The organism is Spirillospora sp. CA-142024 (genome assembly GCF_050942325.1).
Lineage (GTDB): Bacteria > Actinomycetota > Actinomycetes > Streptosporangiales > Streptosporangiaceae > Spirillospora.
The window spans coordinates 7,926,325-7,944,956 of record NZ_CP192077.1; the positions used below are offsets into that span (position 1 = coordinate 7,926,325).

Sequence of the window (18,632 nt, forward strand, 5' to 3'; positions counted from 1 at the left end):
GGTGTTCACCGGATTACAGCGAGCTTGCGGTCACCAGGGTGCGGATCGCGCCCAGGGCCACGGAGAGGGTGGCCAGGTCGAAGCTGTCGCTCTCCCAGATCTCGCTGAGCGTCTGCTGGGCGCGCTGGACGGCCGGCCTGTTCTTCTCCGCCCAGCGGATCAGGCGCTCCTCGGGGTTCCCGCCCGGCTCGCTGGTGACGAGGACGTCGCGGGTGAGGGCCGCGTGCGCCGCGTACAGGTCGTCGCGGAGCGCGGAGCGGGCCATCGAACGCCACTTGTCGTCCCGCGGCAGCGCGATGATGCGTTCGCGGAGCCGGGACAGCTGGAGGCGGTCCGCGAGGTCGAAGTAGACCTCGGCGACCTCCTCCACCGGGCGTCCCGTGTCGTGCGCGATGCCGACCAGGTCGAAGGTGGAGTAGGCGGTGACGAACGTCGCGCACTGCTCGGCCAGTTCGTCGGGGACGCCCCGCTCGGCGAAGCCGTCCCGGCGCTGCTCGAACGCGGCGAGGTCCAGCCCGACCAGGAGCTTCGACAGGTGCGCGCTCAGCGTGGCCGCGCCGCCGCTGAAGAAGTCGATCGTCTCCTGGATGTCGAACGGGGGCCGCCGGTTGTGGAGCAGCCAGCGGGCGCCGCGCTCGGTCAGCTTGCGCGCCTCCAGCAGCATCGCGACCTGCGTCGACTCCTCGACCTGGTGCGACAGGCTCTCCACCGAACCCCAGAAGCGCGGCATCTGGAACACGTCACGGGCGACGAGGTAGGCGCGGGCGATGTCGGACGACGACGCGCCCGTCTCCTCGTTCATCCGGAACACGAACGTGGAGCCGCTCACGTTGACCAGGTCGTTCACCACGGCGGTCGTGATGATCTCGCGGCGCAGCGGGTGCCGGTCCATGTAGGCGCGGAACCGCGCGCGCAGCGGCGTCGGGAAGTACTCGACCAGCCACGACTCCAGGTAGGGGTCGGAGGCGAGGTCGGACGCGACGAGCTCGGCGTCCAGCGTGAGCTTGGCGTAGGCGAGCAGGACGGAGAACTCGGGGCTGGTCAGCCCCAGCCCGGAGTGCCGCCGCTCGGCGAGCGCCTTGTCGTCCGGCAGGGCCTCCAGGCGCCGCTTCAGCCGGCCGTCGCGCTCCAGCTTGCGCATGTACCGGGCGTGGACGTGCAGCATCCCGGACGCCTGCGCGCGGGACGCGGCGAGCACCACGTTCTGCGCGTAGTTGTCGCGCAGGACGAGCCGCCCGACCTCCTCGGTCATGTCGTAGAGCAGGCCGTCGCGCTGCTTGCCGGTCAACTCGCCGTCCCGCACCACCTGGTCGAGCAGGATCTTGATGTTGACCTCGTGGTCGGAGGTGTCGACGCCGGCGGAGTTGTCGATGAAGTCGGTGTTGATCAGCCCGCCGCCGCGGGCGAACTCGATGCGGCCGAGCTGGGTCACGCCGAGGTTGCCGCCCTCGCCGACGGCCTTGCAGCGCAGTTCGGCGCCGTCCACCCGGACGAGGTCGTTGGCCTTGTCGCCGACGTCGGCGTTGTTCTCGATGGACGACTTGACGTAGGTGCCGATGCCGCCGTTCCACAGCAGGTCGACGGGCGCCTTGAGGATGCTCCGCATCAGCTCGAACGGGGTGACGGCCTTCACCCCGTCCGGGATCCCGAGCACCGCCCGCATCTGCGGGGTGACCTTGATGGACTTGACGGTGCGGGGGAACACGCCGCCGCCCTTGGAGATCAGCGAGGTGTCGTAGTCGCCCCAGCTGCTGCGCGGCAGCTCGAACAGGCGGCGGCGCTCGGCGAACGAGGCGGCGGCGTCCGGGTCCGGGTCGACGAAGATGTGCCGGTGGTCGAACGCGGCGATGAGCCGGGTGTGCTCCGACAGGAGCATCCCGTTGCCGAACACGTCGCCGGACATGTCGCCGATGCCGACGGCGGTGAAGTCCTCGTTCTGGATGTCCTTGCCGAGTGCGCGGAAGTGGTACTTGACCGATTCCCAGGCGCCGCGGGCGGTGATGCCCATGCCCTTGTGGTCGTAGCCGACGGAGCCGCCGGACGCGAACGCGTCGCCGAGCCAGTACCCGTAGTCGGCGGCGACGCCGTTGGCGATGTCGGAGAACGTCGCGGTGCCCTTGTCGGCGGCGACGACCAGGTAGGTGTCGTCGCCGTCGTGGCGGACGACGTTCGACGGCGGGACGACCTTGCCGTCCACGAGGTTGTCGGTGAGGTCGAGCAGGCCGGAGATGAAGTCCTTGTAGCAGGCGATGCCGGCCTGCTGCCAGGCCTCGCGGTCCACGGCCGGGTCGGGCAGCTGCTTGCCGACGAATCCGCCCTTCGCGCCCGCCGGGACGATGACGGTGTTCTTCACCGCCTGCGCCTTGGCCAGGCCGAGGATCTCGGTGCGGAAGTCCTCGCGGCGGTCGGACCAGCGCAGCCCGCCGCGCGCGACCGTCCCGAACCGCAGGTGGACGCCCTCGACCCTCGGCGAGTACACGAAGACCTCGTACATGGGCCGCGGCTGCGGCAGGTCGGGGATGCCCTCCGGGTCGAACTTCATCGCCAGGTACGGCTTGCCCTGGTAGTGGTTCGTGCGCAGGGTCGCCTGGACGAGCGCCAGGTAGGCGCGCAGGATGCGGTCCTCGTCGAGGCTCGCGACCTCGTCCAGCTTGCCCTGGATCTCCTCGGTGATGCCGAGGCTGCGCTCCTCCTCGCCGCCCTGCAGGGACGGGTCGAGGCGGCTCTCCCAGAGCCGGACGATCAGCCGGGTGATCGAGGCGTTGCGCAGCAGCACCTGCTCGACGTACCGCTTGGAGAAGGTGGTGCCGGTCTGCCGCAGGTACAGGGCGTAGGCGCGCATGATCATCGCTTCGCGCCAGGTCAGCCCGGTGTGCAGGACGAGCGCGTTGAAGCCGTCGTTCTCGATCTCGCCGCGCCACAGCGCGGTGAACGCGTCCTGGAAGAGGTCCTTGATGGCCTCTTCGGGGACGTTCGCGGGCGGCAGGTACCGCAGCCCCAGGTCGTAGATCCAGAACCGGCGGCCGCCGGAGGTGATGATCTCGTAGGGCCGCTCGTCGATGACCTCGACGCCCATGTTCTGCAGCAGCGGCAGCACCCGGGACAGCGAGATCGGCTCGCCCAGCCGGTAGATCTTCAGCCGCCGCTCGCCGGGCTCGGCGCTGTACGGCTCGTAGAGGTTGATCGAGGTGTCGACGTCCTCGGTGAGCTCGTCGAGGCGGCGCAGGTCGGCCACCGCGGTGCGGGCCGGGAAGTCGGCCTTGTACCCCTCGGGGAACGCCTCGCCGAACGTGCGGCCGAGGGTTCCGGAACGTTCCTCGCCGCACTGCTCGACGATCGCGTCGCCGAGGTCGTCCTCCCAGGAGCGGGTGGCGTTCGCCAGCCGCTCCTCCAGCTCCGAGACGTCGATGTCCGGCAGCGGGCGGCCGCGCTCGCCGCGGACGACGACGTGCAGCCGGGCCAGGATCGACTCGGTCACGTTCGCGCTGTAGTCGACGCTGACGCCTTCGAAGGCCGCCTTCAGCAGGTCCTGGATGCGCAGCCGGACCTTGGTGGTGTAGCGGTCGCGCGGCAGGTAGACCATGCAGGACATGAAGCGCCCGTACAGGTCCTTGCGGAGGAACAGCTTCAGCTGGCGGCGCTCGCGCAGCCGGAGCACACCGAGGGAGATCTTCAGCAGGTCGTCCACCGAGATCTGGAACATCTCGTCGCGCGGGTAGCTCTCCAGGATCTCGATGAGGTCCTGGCCGTCGTAGCTGTCGGGGGTGAACCCGGCGCGCTCCAGCACCTCGTCCACCTTGGGCTTCAGGACGGGGACGTGCGCGATCGACTCGCTGTAGGCGACGTGCGTGAACAGGCCGAGGAACCGGCGCTCCCCGGTCACCTCGCCGTTCTCGTCGAACTTCTTCACCCCGATGTAGTCCAGGTACAGGGGGCGGTGGACGGTGGAGCGCGAGTTCGCCTTGGTCAGCACGAGCAGGCGCTTCTCCGTCGCCTTCTCCCGGACCTCGGGCGGCAGCGCGGCGAAGCTGTCGGACTCGCGCTTGTCGCCGCGCAGGATGCCGAAACCGGTGCCCGGTTCGGGACGCAGCGCCCCCCCGTCCTCGGTGAGCGTGTAGTCGCGGTAGCCGAGGAAGGTGAAGTGCCCGTCGGCCAGCCAGTCGAGCAGCTCGACGCCTTCGGCGAGCTCCTTCTCCGGCAGCGGCGGCGGCGACTCCTGGATCCCGGTCGCGATCTCGTGGGCGCGGGCGCGCATCTTCGGCTCGTCCTCGACGGCGACCCGGACGTCCTGCAGGACGCGGACCAGGTCCTTCTCCAGCTCCTCAAGGACGGTCCGGTCGCTGGTGCGGTCCACCTCGATGTGCATCCACGACTCGTCGACGTCCTCGTCGCTGTCGAGCTTGCCGCGGAACGCCTTCAGGTGCCCCGCGACGTCGCGGTCCACGCCCAGCAGCGGGTGGACGATCAGGTGCGTGGCGAGCTGGTGCCGGGAAAGCTCCATCGTCACCGAGTCGACCAGGAACGGCATGTCGTCCGTCACCACCTGGACGACCGTGTGCCCCGGATCCCAGCCGAACTCCTCCAGGGTCGGCGTGAACACGCGCACCTTCGCGCGCCCCTGCGGCCGCTCCTCGCCGAGCGCCCGGTGCGCCATCGCGGGGCCGCAGATGTCTGCCGGGTCCCTTTCCAGCAGGTCCTCGTGCGCGACGTGGTGGTAGTAGAGGCGGAGGTAGGCGAACGCCTCCTCCACGTCCCCGCCACGCGCCCCCGGGCGCTGCGCGCACGTCTCAGCGGCCCGCCGGAGCAGGTCGTCCTTCGCTTGATCGAGCATGCCGCCCATCAACAACTCCCCTTGAGACCCTTCGCCACCTCGTTGTGGCGCCGCTCACTGCACGAGCGTAGCCAGGAATCGCCCCAAAGCCGACCTGCTCTGCGGCAACTCCAACGTGGCCTATCCCACCCTGTCAGGCCGTGCGGCGTCACCGGACGTGATCGTCCGATCCCGGGCCGTGGGTGTCAGCCGGTGGTCTGGCCCCCGGTGCCGGTCCCGGTGCCGCCACCGCCATCGCCCGTGCCGGGCCCGGTCGGCGGTTCCGGGTCGGTGGGCGTCTGCGGGTCGGTGGGCTTGCCGGTCGGCGTCTGCGAGCCGGTGGGCGTGGGCTTGGTCGGCGTCTCGGACGGGGACGGGCTGTCGGTCGGCGTGCCGCTGTCCGTCGGCGTGCCGCTGTCGGTCGGCGTCGCCGGCGCCTGGGAGGTCACCGGCGCCTGCTGGACGGGCCGGCGGGTGATCGACGGCTCCGAGCTCGGCACGACGTCCGTCGACGCGGGCGGGGCGCTCGGGTCGCTGACCTTCTGGCCCGCCTTGCCCTTGTCGCCCGAGCCGAGCACGAGCACTGAGGAGATCACCACGATCGCGACGAACAGGGCGGCGGCCCCGGCCAGCGCGGCGGAGCGGCCGGACCCGGCGAGCCCGTGCCGCAGCCCGCCGCGCCTCCCGCCGTTCTCGCCGGAGAGGTCACGGGGCAGGGTGTTGCCGGCGGCCCATTCGGCGGGCGTGGGCAGCGGCCCGGCCGCCTGGCCCTCCTGGACCGCGTGGTCCAGGGCCTCGTCCGCCGCCGCCGGGGTCGCGTACGCCGCGTCCTGGAGGACGGGGGCGTCCTCGAAGACGGGGTCGTCGGCGAACACCGGGGCCGCCCCGAACACCTCGTCCTCGTCGCCGGCCTCGGCCGCGAGGACGGATCCGGCGGCGAGCATCGCGGTCTCGTCGGTGTCGCCGGACGGACGCGCGGCGGGACGCGCCGCGGCCTCCTCGTGCCCGAGCAGCCGCATCAGCACCTGCCGGGCGCCGGGGCGCAGCGCCGGGTCCTTCTCCAGGCAGTCGAGCACCAGCTCGCGCAGCGGACCGTCGATGCCGCCGAGCTCGGGCTGCTCGTGCAGGATCCGGTTGATCACGGCCGGGATGGTGTCCTGCCCGAAGGGAGGCTGCCCGGTGGCGGCGTACACGAGCGTCGCCGCCCAGCAGAACACGTCCGCGGCCGTCCCGACCACGTCGCCGCTGATCTGCTCGGGCGCCATGTAGGACGGGGTGCCGATCACCCGGCTGGTGAGCGTGGTGCCGCCGCTGAGCGCGCGGGCGACGCCGAAGTCGATGACGCGCGGGCCGTCCGGTCCGAGCAGCACGTTGTGCGGCTTGAAGTCCCGGTGGACGATCTTCGCCTGGTGGATCGCCGCCAGCGCCGTCGCGGTGCCGACCGCGAGCCGGTCCAGCGCCGCGCCGCCGAGGGGGCCGTCCTCCAGCACGTGCTGGTTCAGCGACGGGCCGGGCACGTACTCGCTGACGATGTAGGGCCGGTCGCCGGTGGCGTCCGCGTCGATGACCTGGGCCGTGCAGAACGGCGCGACCTGCTTGGCGACCTCCAGCTCGCGCAGGAACCGGGCGAGCGCCTTGTCGTCGGACGTCAGCTCGGCGTGCAGCAGCTTGATCGCGACCTGCCGGCCGTCCTCGGCCGCGCCCAGGAACACGGTGCCCTGGCCGCCCTCGCCCACCCGGCCGATCAGGGCGTACGACCCCAGCCGGTCCGGGTCTCCGGACCGCAGCGCCCCAACCTCCATGCGTGGAACCGTCCCTCTCTCGATCGACGGGCCGCGTCGGCCCCGGGCCCGGATCGCCCCTTCGACTGTGTGACGCGCGAGACCCGAGGGGAGTTCACCCGATCCTGCGACCATCCGACGGGATCTGCCCCACCGCTTCCGATCGGACACGTTTGGGGCGAGGCACCACCCTAATGCCGTCAGGGGGTGAAGTGGGGGAGGACCTCCGGGTTGGCCATGGAGTCGCGGTTGGCGGCCTTGTCGACCGGGGTGCCCTGGAGGATCTTGCGGACGGGGACCTCCAGCTTCTTGCCGGACAGCGTCCGCGGGATGCCGGGGACCGCGGTGATCTCATCCGGGACGTGCCGGGGCGACAGCGCGGAGCGGATCTCCCGCCTGAGGTTCGCGACCAGCTCGTCGGTCAGCGAGGCGCCCTCGCCGAGCTGGACGTAGAGGAGCAGCCGGCCCTCCTGGCCGAGGCGGCCGGTGTCGATGACGAGGCTGTCGGTGATCTCGTCGAACGCCTCGACCACGCGGTAGAAGTCGGAGGTGCCCATGCGGACGCCGCCGCGGTTGAGGGTGGAGTCGGAGCGGCCGTAGATGACGCAGCCGCCGTCCGGGAGGATCTTGATCCAGTCGCCGTGCCGCCACACGCCCGGATACATGTCGAAATAGGAGTCGGTGTAGCGTTCGCCGTCCTCGTCGTTCCAGAAGAAGACGGGCATGGACGGCATGGGCTCGGTGATGACCAGCTCGCCCACCTCGTCCACGACCGGTTTGCCGTCCTCGCCGAACGCCTCGACCTTGGCGCCGAGCCCGCGGCACTGGATGACGCCGGCGCGCAGCGGCAGGAGCGGCGAGGGACCGACGAAGCCGGTGCAGAGGTCGGTCCCGCCGGAGAAGGAGCCGAGGAGCAGGTCCTCGCCGACCGCCTCGTACACCCAGGCGAAGCCTTCGGGCGGAAGCGGCGAGCCGGTGGAGCCGATGCCGCGCAGACCGGACAGGTCGAACTCCCGGCCGGGGCGGCGGCCCTCCTTCGCCGTGGCCGTGATGTAGGGCGCGCCGACGCCCATGTAGGTGACGCCGTTCTCGGCGGCGAGCCGCCACAGGTCGAGGGGCGCGCCGTCGTACATGACGATGGTGGACCCCACCAGCAGGCCGCCGATGAGGTAGTTCCACATCATCCAGCCGGTGGTGGTGAACCAGAAGAACACGTCCTCGGGGCCGAGGTCCTGGTGGAACGACAGGGCCTTCAGGTGTTCGAGGACGACGCCGCCGTGCCCGTGCACGATCGGCTTCGGCAGCCCCGTCGTGCCGGACGAGTAGACGACCCACAGCGGGTGGTCGAAGGGGACGTCCTCGAACTCCAGCGTGTCGTGGTCGCGGCGGGGCAGGTCGCCGTAGTGCATCCCCACCCGCAGCCCGTCGGGGGTCGCGGCCGGGTCGAGGTACGGGATGAGGACGGTCGCGGCCAGGCTCGGCAGCTCGGCCTCGATCTCGCCGACGGTCCCGCGGCGGTCGAACCGCTTGCCGTTGTAGGCGTAGCCGTCCACGGCGATCAGGACCTTGGGCTCGATCTGCGCGAACCGGTCGATGACCGAGGACGATCCGAAGTCGGGAGAGCAGGACGACCAGATCGCGCCCAGCGACGCCGTCGCCAGGAAGCAGATCAGCGCCTCGGGGATGTTCGGGACGTAGGCGGCGACCCGGTCGCCCTTGCCCACGCCCAGGCCGGCCAGGCCCGCGCGGACCTCCGCCACGTGCAGCGCCAGTTCCCGGTAGGTCAGCACCCGGTGCCCGCCCGCCTCCGACCGGAAGACGACCGCGGTCTCGTCGGGCGTCTCCTGCGCCCGGCGCAGGGCGTTCGCCGCGTAGTTGAGGGTGGCGCCGGGGAGCCACTTCAGGCCGTCCACGGGCATCGGCCCGCCCGTGCGGACGGGACCGTCGCCGCGCTCGCCGACGACCTCGAAGTACGACCAGATGGCGTCCCAGAACGCGTCTACCTCCGTGACCGACCAGCGCCACAGTTCGTCATAGGACTCCGTGAGGACGCCTCTGTCCCACAGCCAGTGGACGAAACGGGTCACCCGCGCGTTCGCGACGACCTCCTCCGACGGTTCCCACAGCGCCGAACCCTCGGACACCTCACCGGCCATCTCTCTCCCTCCCCGCCGCGCCACGGCGCGCGGCAATCCCAATATCGGCCCCGCTCCGCACCCCGCGCAACTTCCCCGAGCCGGCCGCCACCACGCGCCCGTCCTCGTCCCATCCCAGGTCAAAGCCCCGCTCGGGACAACCCCGCGCCCCCACACAGAACCCGCCGCGCTCATCCCCCGCCGCCACACACCCGGCTTTCCGCAGATGGACGCCTGCCGCCGCGGGCCGCAGGCGTCAGATGCGGGTCAGGTCGGCGACCGCGCTGACCACGGCGTTGGTGTCGGCCAGGGTCGCGAGGACGCGCTCGGCGCCGGCGGCGCGGAGTTCGGCCTCGGTGGCGCTGCCGGTGGCGACGGCGATGATCGGGGACCCCGCGATGTGCGCGGCCTGGACGTCGCGGGGAGAGTCGGCGATGTAGACCGTCGCGGACTCGGGGTAGCGGGCACGGTGGCGCTCGCCCGCACGGGTGCGGGCGAGCTCCAGGAGCGCGGCCTTGCTGTAGACGCCGTTCTCGTAGCCGCCGGCCTCCAGGTCGAGGTGGCCGGCGAGCCCCAGCTCGGTCACCTTGAGGACGGCGTTCGGCTGGACGGAGCCGGTCAGCACGGACTGGACGACGCCGGGAACGTGGGCGAGCGCCTCGACGGCCTCCCGGGCGCCGGCCAGGACCCGGCCGTGCGCGCGCAGGTCGTCGCGGCGGGACGCGAACGCCGCGGACAGCGCGCCGAAGAAGGCGGGGAGATGGTCGTCGGTGGTGACGACGTCGTTGAACGCGAGCGTCTCGAAGATGATCTCGGACTCGGTGCGGCCGGGGGTGGGGGGGAGCCGGACGAGGGGCCGCCCGATGGTCCGCTGGAACGCCTCGGCGTAGGCGTCCCGGGTGACCCGCCCGACGTCGACCAGGGTGTGGTCGATGTTCCACAGCACCAGACGGTTCAGCGTCGACATCCCGTTCCCATGCGCGTCGGTGGAGCGTGCACGGGCGCCGGTGCAGCGCCCGCGGCGGTACGCGAGCCTATCGTCCGGCCTCTGGGCGTCCGCCGCAACCGCACGGCGGTCACCTCGTCACCGCCGCTAGGGCCCCATGTGGGGGTAGCGGTGGTCGGTGGGCGGGACGAAGGTCTCCTTGATGGAGCGGACGCTCGTCCATCGGGTGAGGTTGAAGACGGAGCCGGCCTTGTCGTTGGTGCCGGACGCGCGGGCGCCGCCGAACGGCTGCTGGCCGACGACGGAGCCGGTCGGCTTGTCGTTGATGTAGAAGTTCCCGGCGGCGAAGCGGAGCGCGCCGGTGGCGGCGGCGATCGCCGCGCGGTCCTCGGCGATGATCGCACCGGTCAGCCCGTACTCGGAGACGCTCTCCATCTGGTTGAGGACCGCGTCGTAGTCGCGGTCCGCGTAGACGTGCACGCCGAGGATCGGCCCGAAGTACTCACTGGTGAAGATCTCGTCGGCCGGGTCGGACGACTCCAGCACGGTCGGCCGGACGAAGTAGCCGCGCGAGTCGTCCAGCTCGCCGCCGGTGAGGACCGTGGCGGTGTCGACGCCGCGGACGCGTTCGATGGCGGCGCGGTGCTTGGCGAAGGCCCGGTCGTCGATCACGGCGCCCATGAAGGCGGACAGGTCCTCGGCGACGTTCCCCATGGTGAGCGATTCCGCCTCGGCGCAGAACTCGTCGCGCATCGCGTCCCAGACGGAGCGCGGGATGTAGGCGCGGGACGCGGCGGAGCACTTCTGCCCCTGGTACTCGAAGGCGCCGCGGACGAGCGCCGTCTTCAGCACGGCGGGGTCGGCGGACGGGTGCGCGACGACGAAGTCCTTGCCGCCGGTCTCGCCGACGATGCGCGGGTAGCCCTTGTAGCCGGCGATGTTCTCCCCGATCGCGCGCCAGAGGTTCCGGAACGTGGCGACGGACCCGGTGAAGTGCAGGCCGGCGAGGTCGGGATGCCGTAGCGCCACGTTCGAGACGGCCCGCCCGTTCCCGGTGACTATGTTGATCACACCGGGCGGCAGGCCCGCGGCCTCCAGCAGCCGCATCGTGTGGTGCGCGGCGAGCTGCTGCGTCGGGGACGGCTTCCAGACCACGACGTTGCCCATCAGGGCGGGCGACGTCGGCAGGTTCCCGGCGATCGCGGTGAAGTTGAACGGCGTGATGGCGAGGACGAACCCCTCCAGCGGCCGGTACTCCAGCCGGTTCCACACGCCCGGCGACGACAGCGGCTGCTGCTCGTGGATCTGCTGCGCGTAGCGGACGTTGAACCGCCAGAAGTCGATCAGCTCGCAGGCGGCGTCGATCTCGGCCTGCTGCACCGACTTGGACTGGCCGAGGATCGTCGCGGCGTTCAGCGTGGCCCGCCACGGCCCGGCGAGCAGGTCGGCGGCGCGCAGGAAGATCGCGGCGCGGTCCTCGAACGCCATCGCCCGCCACGCGGGCGCCGCCTCCCGCGCCGCCGCGACCGCCTCGGCCACGTCCGCCTCGGTGGCGTCGCCCATCCGGCCGAGGACGTGCCCGTGGTTGTGCGGCTCCACGACGTCGATGGGCGTGCCGGCGCCCATCCGCCGCTCGCCCCCGATCGTCATGGCCAGCTCGGTCTGCGCGCCGCCCAGCTCCTTGATCGCGGCTTCCAGCGCGGCCCGCTCGCCGCTGCCCGGCGCATACCCCTTGACCGGCTCGTTCACCGGCACCGGCACGTTCGTCACGGCGTCCATCTGACGGCTCCCTGCGATCCGACGGCATTGTCGACGTGCCGATGGACCTACCCGCCCGTCCGCGGACGAAGACGGGAAACGACCCGTCCGGGCGCCTCCTCAGTCCAGGAGGTCGGGGAGCTCCTGGGTGGCGTACCAGAGGAGTTCGTGGCCCTCGGCGCCGTCGACGGTGAAGCGGGCGTCGTCGTCGCCGGCGTCGGCGGCGGGAAGGGCGTCCGCGGCGGCGGTGACGTCGGGGACGGCGGCCGGGTCGTCGACGTGGCCGGAGGCGATCAGCTTCCAGGGGACGGGGACGGCGAGCTCGACCAGGGCGCGGTCGTCGTCGGCCAGGCCGGCGTCGCCGCGCGGCCAGGTGACCTGGTCGTCGGGGATCTCGGCGGCCAGCACGACCCGGCGGCGGGGCGCGGACGGGTCGGCGGCGAGCAGGCGCAGCGAGGCGCGGGACGCGGCGGACATCGCCGCGTACTCCAGCTCCTCCAGGTCGCCGCCCGCGTACCACTCGCGCAGCGCGGGCGTGACGGCGTGCGCGGCGAGCGGCGCGGGGCCGATCTCCCGCGCGGCGTGGACGCCGGCGAGCAGCGTGAGCGTGGACGGCAGGTAGACGCGCATGACGGTCAGCAGTCTGCCAGAGGTCAGGGCAGGAGGTTCAGCTCTCGCAGTCCGGCGATCGTGGTGTCGGGGGCCGTGTGCAGGATCCCGCGGATGCCGAGGGCCTCGGCGGCGCGGACGTTGTGGTCGATGTCGTCGATGAAGACGCACTCGGCGGCGGTGAGGCCGAGCAGGTCCAGGGCGTGCCGGAAGATGCGCTCGTCGGGCTTGCGCATCCCGACCTCGCAGGAGATGACGACCTCGTCGAAGAGGCCGGCGAACAGGTCGCGGGGATACTCGTTGCCCCACGAGTTGGACAGCAGCGCGGTGCGGGTCCCGGCGGCGCGGGCGGCGCGGAGCGCGTCGTACATCGGTTCCACGGGGTCGAACGCGCCGAACATGCGGGCGATGAGCCCGGCGGCCTCCACGGGGCCGCCGTCCACGGTGAGCAGTTCCGCGGCGAGGAGCCGCTCGAACTCCTCGGGGGCGAGGGAGCCGTCCTCCAGGCCGTGGATCGGGTTCGTCCCGGCTCCGTCGTAGGCCTGCTTCACCCAGGCGCGCATGACGTTCTTGTAGTGCGCGGAGTCGATGCGGTCCGCGGCGAGCCAGCTGTCGATGGCGTCGGCGAGCGGGGACGTCAGCACGCCGCCCCAGTCGGTGATCACGGCTTTGACGGTGGGTTCGGAGGGCACGCGCCGATGGTAGGCGATGCCGGCCCGAATGACCGAACCCCGTTCTGCCGTGTCCGTGATCATGCGATCGGTGCGGGGACGATCGCATGACCACGGGGACCGCCCGGCGTCTCCCGCGCCGGCCGGTCTCCCGCGGTGACCCCGGATCGGGTCACCCTTCCCCGGTCAGGCCGATCTGAGCCGCTGGAGGGCCTCGCGGACACCGCCGTCGGTCTCCTCCAGCACCATCGTCGCGCGTGCCGCCGGCACCTCGCCGAGCAGCGAGACCAGCGCGACGCGAGTGTTCCCCCCTGCCTCGGCCAGCGCGTTCTCGCAGGTGCGGGCGTCCATGCCCGTCGCCTCGGTGAGAATGCGCACCAGCCGGGTGCGCAGCTTGGAATTGAGCGCGTTCACGCTGACCATCAGGTTGGAGTAGGTGCGCCCCATCCTGATCATCAGCGTGGTGGAGAAGGAGTTGAGCACCAGCTTGGTCGCCGTGCCCGCCTTCATCCGGGTGGACCCGCTGATCACCTCGGGCCCGGTGGCGAGCCCGATGTGCACCTCCACCTCGTCCCCGTACGGCGTGTGCGGGTTGCAGCTGATCAGCGCGGTGCGCGCCCCGGCCGCGGCGGCGGCGCGCAGCGCCCCCACCACGTACGGGGTGCGGCCGCTCGCCGCGATGCCGACGACGACGTCGCCCGGCTGGACGTCGCGGGCGTCCCGGCGGCCGAGCTCCACGTCGTCCTCGACGTCCGAGATGGCCTGGGACAGCGCGCCGGGGCCGCCGGCGTGGTGGGCCACCACCCGGCCCCAGATGCCGAACGTCGGGGGCAGCTCGGCGGCGTCGAGCACCGCGAGCCGGCCGGACGTCCCGGCGCCGAAGTAGTGCACGCGGCCGCCCGCGCGCAGGGAGTCGACGGCGAGGTCGACCAGCCGGGCGACCTCGGGCAGGACGGAGGCGACGACCATCGGCACGGTCGCGTCCTCCGTGTTGATCAGGCGTAGCACCTCCATGGTCGGCAGCGTGTCGACGTCGAGGGTCCGGGGGTTCCGTCCCTCGGTGGGGAGCTCGCAATCGATCACCGACGCCTCCGGTCGGGTCGCACGGTCCGCCCGCGGACCGCCTCGAACGTGGCTTCCAGGGCCTTGCGGGTCGGCCCGTAGGTGCGCTGCGCCACTCCGACGAAGACGCAGTCGACCACCGTGAGCTGCGCCAGCCGGCTGGCGGTGGCGCCCGAGCGGAAGGTCGTCTCCCGTGCGGCCGTCGTCAGGATCAGGTCCGCCACCTCCGCTATCGGGGACTTCGGGAAGTTGGTGAGCGCCACAGTCTTCGCGCCCCTGGTCTTCGCGACCTCCAGCGCGTCGATGGTCTCCACCGTCGCGCCGGTGTGCGAGATGCCGATCGCCACGTCGCCGGGGCCGAGCACGGCGGCGCTGGTGAGCATGATGTGGGCGTCCGCCCAGGCCGAGCAGACCCGTCCGATCCGGTGCAGCTTCTGCTGGAAGTCGGCGGCGACGAACGCGCTGGCGCCGACGCCGTAGACGTCCACCCGCTCCGCGGCGACGACCGCGTCCACGACCTGCTCGAGCATCTTGATGTCGAGCTGGGCGGCGGTCTCCTCGACGGCCCGGGCATCGGCGAAGGTCACCTTCTCAACGATCTGTTCGAGGGAGTCGTCGGGACTGATGTCGCTGCCGATGATCCGGCCGCCGGTGGCGCTCTGGGCCCGTCCCGCCTCGGTGGCGAGGGTCAGCCGCAGCTCCGGGTAGCCGTGGAACCCGATCGCGCGGCAGAACCTGATGACGGTGGTCTCGGAGGTGCCGCAGGTCTGCGCGAGCTCGGTGATGGTGGAGTTGGCGACCCCTTCGGGGTCGTCGATGACGCGTTGAGCGACTCGTCGCTCGGCGGGAGGCAGCGAGGGCAGCAACGATCGGACGCGCACCACGGTGCTCAGCGGTGTGGCGTCCCTGTCCTTGGACTGGCCGGCCGCGTCGCCCCGTGACGCTCCGGGCTCCCCCGTGATCCCCCGCTCGGGGCCCCCTTCGGGGCCGATGGGTTTCCTCATGGAGGAAATTTTCTTACGCGCAGGATGTCACGTCAACGGTAGAAAAGGCTACGGTCGCCATGTGTTGACCCATTTGGCCGGTCCTTACGTGGTCGGTATCGACGCGGGTGGCACGAAGACCCGCTGCGTCGTGCTGACGCTCGGGGGTGCCCTGGCCGGTTCCGGCACCGGCCCCGGGGCCAACCCCAACTCAGGAGGCGACACCGCCGGCGCGCTGACCACCGCCCTGCGGGAGGCGCTGGGGGACCTGGACCGTACCCACATCCTCACCGGCGTCTTCGGGATCGCCGGTGCCGGCTCCGCCGGCCGGCCCGCCGCCGTCACCGCGGCGCGCCGGGCATGGCAGGCCGTCGGGCTGCGCGGCTCGCCCGCGGTGGTGACCGACATCGCGGTGGCGTTCGCCGCCGGAACCAGCGAGCCCAAGGGCATCGTGGTGTTCTCCGGCACGGGCGCCGGCGCGGCGGTCATCAACGACGGGACGATCGTGCAGCGCGCGGACGGCTACGGCTGGCTCGTCGGGGACGAGGGTTCGGCGGTGTGGCTCGGGAAGGAGGCCGTCCGGGCGGCGCTCGCCGCCTACGACGGCCGCGGCTCCCCGACGCTGCTCACCGATTCGGTCCCCCGGGCGCTGCTCGGCGCCACCGTGGTCGCGGAGATCGACTCGGAACGGCGAAGACCCCGCCACCCAAGGGCGCTGGCCATGGCCGGCGCCCCTTCGTCGTCACCGGGTCCCTCCGTGCTCCCGCAACCCGCCACGCTCGTCTCCGGAGGGGCATCCCCGGGCGGGGGCGGCACGGGCACCGCCGTGCTGGTCCCCGAATCCGCCTGTCCGCCGTCCGCCTATCCGCCGTCCGCTCCCTACCCCGCTCCCGGCAACGGGCCGACCGGCCCGCACGGGCCACCGGGCCGGGCCGAGTCGCCCGGAGCCCCGCCCGACCCCCGTCTCGCCCAAGCGATCATCAAGGAGGTGTACGGCCGCCCGCCCGCGGCCCTCGGCCGGCTCGGCCCGGTCGTCGCCGCCGCCGCGGCCGCCGGCGATCCCGTGGCCAGGCGCATCACCGAGGAGGCCGCGCAGTGGCTGCTGCGCGACGTCGACGCGGTGCGCCCGGCCTTGTCCGACCCCCGCGCACCGGTCGTCATGCACGGCTCGGTGCTCCGTGAAGGCCCCGTCGCCGAGGCCGTCCGCACCGGGCTGCGCGCCCGCTTCACCGAAGCGCCGCGCAGCGCCGGCGACGGGGCCGTCGGCGCGGCCGGGATGGCACTGCGCCGCCTCGGCCACCCCCTGCCCGGCTGAGCCGTCCCCCGCCTCCGCGGCGGAAGGCCCCGTCCGGCTCCGGCCCGGCCGCCCCGATCCGGCCCGGCCGCCAGGTTCATCGCGATGGACCCCACAAGATCCGCAATCGCTTGCGATCCCGGGGTCCATCGTGATTAAGCTGTTACCACGGTGGCAGCAGAGCCGTGGGACCGGTCCCGATGGGGCCGTGTCCTGCGGGACCACCGGCCACAGGCGTGGCCCTACCGAATCGACTGCGTTACTCCGCAGCGTCGTCCGCGCGGGACATCTCCACCGACCCGCAGGCGCCCCAGCTACCTCGCGCATGCCAGACGCATGCCCGCCCTGCGCTCCCATGGCCCGGACGACGGCCGACTCCGTACTCCACGTCGAACGAGGTCGCATGCACTCCCTCCCCAGGGCACGCCGTTTCCGGCCTGCCCTCACCCGCCTGTCCCGCGCCGTCCGAGCCCTGCTGCGCCCGCGCCGCAGGGCGATCGTGATGATCATCACATCGGTCGTCCTGCCGGCCGTCGTCACCGCCGTCGCCTACATCCGGACCCCGCTGCCGACACAGCCGCAGGACGGCGTCACCGACGAGGGCTCCACGGTCTACTACGCCGACGGCCGGACGCCGCTGTTCCGCCTCGGCGCCAACCGTGAGAGCGTCCGGCACGACCAGATCCCCGACCGGCTGCGCTGGGCGGTGCTCGCCGCCGAGGACCGCGGCTTCTACGGCGGCCACGGCGTCTCCCCCACCGGGACGTTCCGCGCCCTGTGGAACAACGCGTCCGGGCGCGACACCCAGGGCGGCTCGACCATCACCCAGCAGCTCGCCCGCAACTACTTCAAGGGGCTCAGCCGCGACCGGACGATGCGCCGCAAGATCAAGGAGATCTTCATCGCGGTGAAGCTCGACCGGAACCGCGGCAAGGACGAGATCCTCGACCTGTACCTCAACACGATCTACTTCGGCCGGCAGACCTCCGGGGTGCAGGCGGCGGCCCGCGCCTACTTCGACAAGGACGTCTGGCAGCTCGACGTCGCCGAGTGCGCCCTGCTCGGCGCGATGATCCAGCGGCCGACGTACTTCCGGACGCAGGGCGACGGCGCCGCGGCCCGCGCGCTGCGCACCCGCTGGAAGTACGTCCTGGACGGGATGGTGTCGATGGGCAGGCTCAGCCGGGCCGAGGCCGACCGGCAGCGCTTCCCGAGGACGCAGGCCGAGTGGACCGGTGTCGGCCTGTCCGGCCAGGACCTCCTCGTCCGGCAGCGGGTCGAGGAGGAGCTCGCGGGCATCGGCATCCCGATGGACAGCGTCGTGAACGGCCGCCTGAAGATCTACACCGGGCTGGACCAGCGCTGGATGCGGCACGCCGAACAGGCCATGCGCCAGGCGGACGAGCCGCGGTGGCCGGGGACCGTGCGCGCCGGGCTCGTCGCCGTCGACTCCCGGACCGGCGCGGTCAAGGCGCTCTACGGCGGCGACCCGAAGCGCAGCCAGGTCGACTCGGTGTTCGCGCCGGTCGCGCAGGCGGGCTCCACGTTCAAGCCGTACGTGCTGGCCGCGGCGCTGCGCAAGGGCCTCAGCGTCCGGACGAGGGTGAGCGGCAGGTCCCCGCAGAAGTTCGCGCCGAACGGCGACGTCACGCCGATGACCGCGCCGGGCTACGAGGTCGACAACGACGAGGAGATCGGCTCGCTCGGCACGGTGGACCTGGTCAAGGCGACGGCCCTGTCGGTCAACACCGGATACGTGAAGGCCGCGCTGAAGACGGGGATCTCGGACGTCCTGGAGACCGCGCGGCTGTTCGGGGTTCCCGGCGACGCCCTCGCGCCGTTCAAGGGGCAGGCAGGGGTGGCGCTCGGCATCCCCGACGTCTCGGCGGTCACCCAGGCCGCCGGGTACGCGGCGTTCGCCAACGGCGGCACGTCCGTCGTCCCCCACCTCGTCACCAAGGTCGTCGACGCGCGCGGCCGGCGGGTCCCGCTGCCCTGGGACCGGCCGGGGCGCCGAGTGCTGGACGCCGAGCAGGCGGCGCAGGCCGCCTACGCGATGCGGGCCACCGTCAGGGGCGGGACGGGCACCCGCGCGGCGCTGTCCGACCGCGAGGCCGCGGGCAAGACGGGCACCACCGAGCACAACCGCGCCGCCTGGTTCGTCGGTTTCGTCCCCCAGGTCTCGACGGCCGTGGTGCTCGGCAACGCCAAGCCCGCGACGCTGCGGAATCTGCCCGGCTTCACCGGGACGGTCGCCGGGGAGAACCTGCCGGCGACGATCTGGCAGTCCTTCATGGACAAGGTCACCCGCGACCTGCCGGCCCAGCCGTTCCCCGAGCCCGCGTTCTCGGGCGTGGCCGCGAACTGGGTCGACGCCGACCCGTCGAAACCGAACCGGACCGGGCAGAACACCGGCAAGCCGAAGCCCGGCGGCCAGGACGGCGGTGCGCCTTCCCCCACGCCTTCCACCGCGCCGTCCTCCGCCCTGCCGCCGGAGGTCGCCCGCCGCAAGGCCGCCCAGGAGAAGGCCGCCCAGGAGAAGGCCCGCGAAACGGACGTCCCGACAGCCGGCCCGCGCTGATC

The 18,632-nt window shown here is 72.3% G+C and carries 11 protein-coding genes; 2 read left to right on the forward strand and 9 right to left on the reverse strand.

All coding sequences use genetic code 11. The annotated features are described in order from the left end of the window. Positions 1-13: 13 nt before the first annotated feature. The 9 genes from ACQPZP_RS37500 to ACQPZP_RS37540 form a co-directional block, all read right to left on the reverse strand. On the reverse strand, positions 14-4,840 hold the full coding sequence (locus tag ACQPZP_RS37500; RefSeq protein WP_433474406.1) for an NAD-glutamate dehydrogenase: 4,827 nt from the start codon (positions 4,838-4,840) through the stop codon (positions 14-16). A 176-nt stretch (positions 4,841-5,016) separates the two neighbouring features. Then, positions 5,017-6,612, reverse strand: coding sequence for a protein kinase domain-containing protein (locus tag ACQPZP_RS37505; protein ID WP_433474407.1), 1,596 nt, complete (start codon positions 6,610-6,612; stop codon positions 5,017-5,019). Positions 6,613-6,791: 179 nt separating this feature from the next. Continuing rightward, positions 6,792-8,747 (reverse strand): acetoacetate--CoA ligase, encoded by a 1,956-nt coding sequence (locus ACQPZP_RS37510; protein WP_433474408.1) that lies wholly within the window; start codon positions 8,745-8,747, stop codon positions 6,792-6,794. A 235-nt stretch (positions 8,748-8,982) separates the two neighbouring features. Next, a complete protein-coding gene (locus ACQPZP_RS37515) occupies positions 8,983-9,693 on the reverse strand; it encodes an HAD family hydrolase (RefSeq protein WP_433474409.1) in 711 nt (236 codons plus the stop codon). A 126-nt stretch (positions 9,694-9,819) separates the two neighbouring features. After that, the gene (gene pruA / locus ACQPZP_RS37520) at positions 9,820-11,451 is read right to left on the reverse strand and encodes an L-glutamate gamma-semialdehyde dehydrogenase (protein WP_433474410.1); all 1,632 of its coding nucleotides are present in this window, start codon (positions 11,449-11,451) and stop codon (positions 9,820-9,822) included. A gap of 99 nt (positions 11,452-11,550) precedes the next feature. Then, the gene (locus ACQPZP_RS37525) at positions 11,551-12,060 is read right to left on the reverse strand and encodes a DUF6912 family protein (protein ID WP_433474411.1); all 510 of its coding nucleotides are present in this window, start codon (positions 12,058-12,060) and stop codon (positions 11,551-11,553) included. A 23-nt stretch (positions 12,061-12,083) separates the two neighbouring features. After that, on the reverse strand, positions 12,084-12,731 hold the full coding sequence (locus ACQPZP_RS37530) for an HAD family hydrolase (RefSeq protein ID WP_433474412.1): 648 nt from the start codon (positions 12,729-12,731) through the stop codon (positions 12,084-12,086). 165 nt (positions 12,732-12,896) lie between these two features. After that, positions 12,897-13,793: an N-acetylmuramic acid 6-phosphate etherase gene (locus ACQPZP_RS37535; protein ID WP_433474413.1), complete on the reverse strand. Its 897-nt coding sequence runs from the start codon at positions 13,791-13,793 to the stop codon at positions 12,897-12,899. Then, the gene (locus tag ACQPZP_RS37540) at positions 13,790-14,776 is read right to left on the reverse strand and encodes a MurR/RpiR family transcriptional regulator (RefSeq protein ID WP_433474414.1); all 987 of its coding nucleotides are present in this window, start codon (positions 14,774-14,776) and stop codon (positions 13,790-13,792) included. Before ACQPZP_RS37540 ends, ACQPZP_RS37535 begins: the two co-directional genes overlap by 4 nt. A gap of 61 nt (positions 14,777-14,837) precedes the next feature. On the opposite strand from ACQPZP_RS37540, the gene ACQPZP_RS37545 reads away from it, so the two are divergent. Then, the gene (locus ACQPZP_RS37545; protein WP_433474415.1) at positions 14,838-16,070 is read left to right on the forward strand and encodes an N-acetylglucosamine kinase; all 1,233 of its coding nucleotides are present in this window, start codon (positions 14,838-14,840) and stop codon (positions 16,068-16,070) included. A gap of 382 nt (positions 16,071-16,452) precedes the next feature. Then, positions 16,453-18,630: a transglycosylase domain-containing protein gene (locus ACQPZP_RS37550; protein WP_433474416.1), complete on the forward strand. Its 2,178-nt coding sequence runs from the start codon at positions 16,453-16,455 to the stop codon at positions 18,628-18,630. The last annotated feature ends 2 nt before the right edge of the window (positions 18,631-18,632 follow it).

What these genes read in the sequence shown, in the direction of transcription:
- ACQPZP_RS37500 (WP_433474406.1), bottom strand. Translation starts at nt 4,840, where the DNA reads ATGGGCGGCATGCTCGATCAAGCGAAGGACGACCTGCTCCGGCGGGCC.
- ACQPZP_RS37505 (WP_433474407.1), bottom strand. Translation starts at nt 6,612, where the DNA reads ATGGAGGTTGGGGCGCTGCGGTCCGGAGACCCGGACCGGCTGGGGTCG.
- ACQPZP_RS37510 (WP_433474408.1), bottom strand. Translation starts at nt 8,747, where the DNA reads ATGGCCGGTGAGGTGTCCGAGGGTTCGGCGCTGTGGGAACCGTCGGAG.
- ACQPZP_RS37515 (WP_433474409.1), bottom strand. Translation starts at nt 9,693, where the DNA reads ATGTCGACGCTGAACCGTCTGGTGCTGTGGAACATCGACCACACCCTG.
- pruA (WP_433474410.1), bottom strand. Translation starts at nt 11,451, where the DNA reads ATGGACGCCGTGACGAACGTGCCGGTGCCGGTGAACGAGCCGGTCAAG.
- ACQPZP_RS37525 (WP_433474411.1), bottom strand. Translation starts at nt 12,060, where the DNA reads ATGCGCGTCTACCTGCCGTCCACGCTCACGCTGCTCGCCGGCGTCCAC.
- ACQPZP_RS37540 (WP_433474414.1), bottom strand. Translation starts at nt 14,776, where the DNA reads ATGAGGAAACCCATCGGCCCCGAAGGGGGCCCCGAGCGGGGGATCACG.
- ACQPZP_RS37550 (WP_433474416.1), top strand. Translation starts at nt 16,453, where the DNA reads ATGCACTCCCTCCCCAGGGCACGCCGTTTCCGGCCTGCCCTCACCCGC.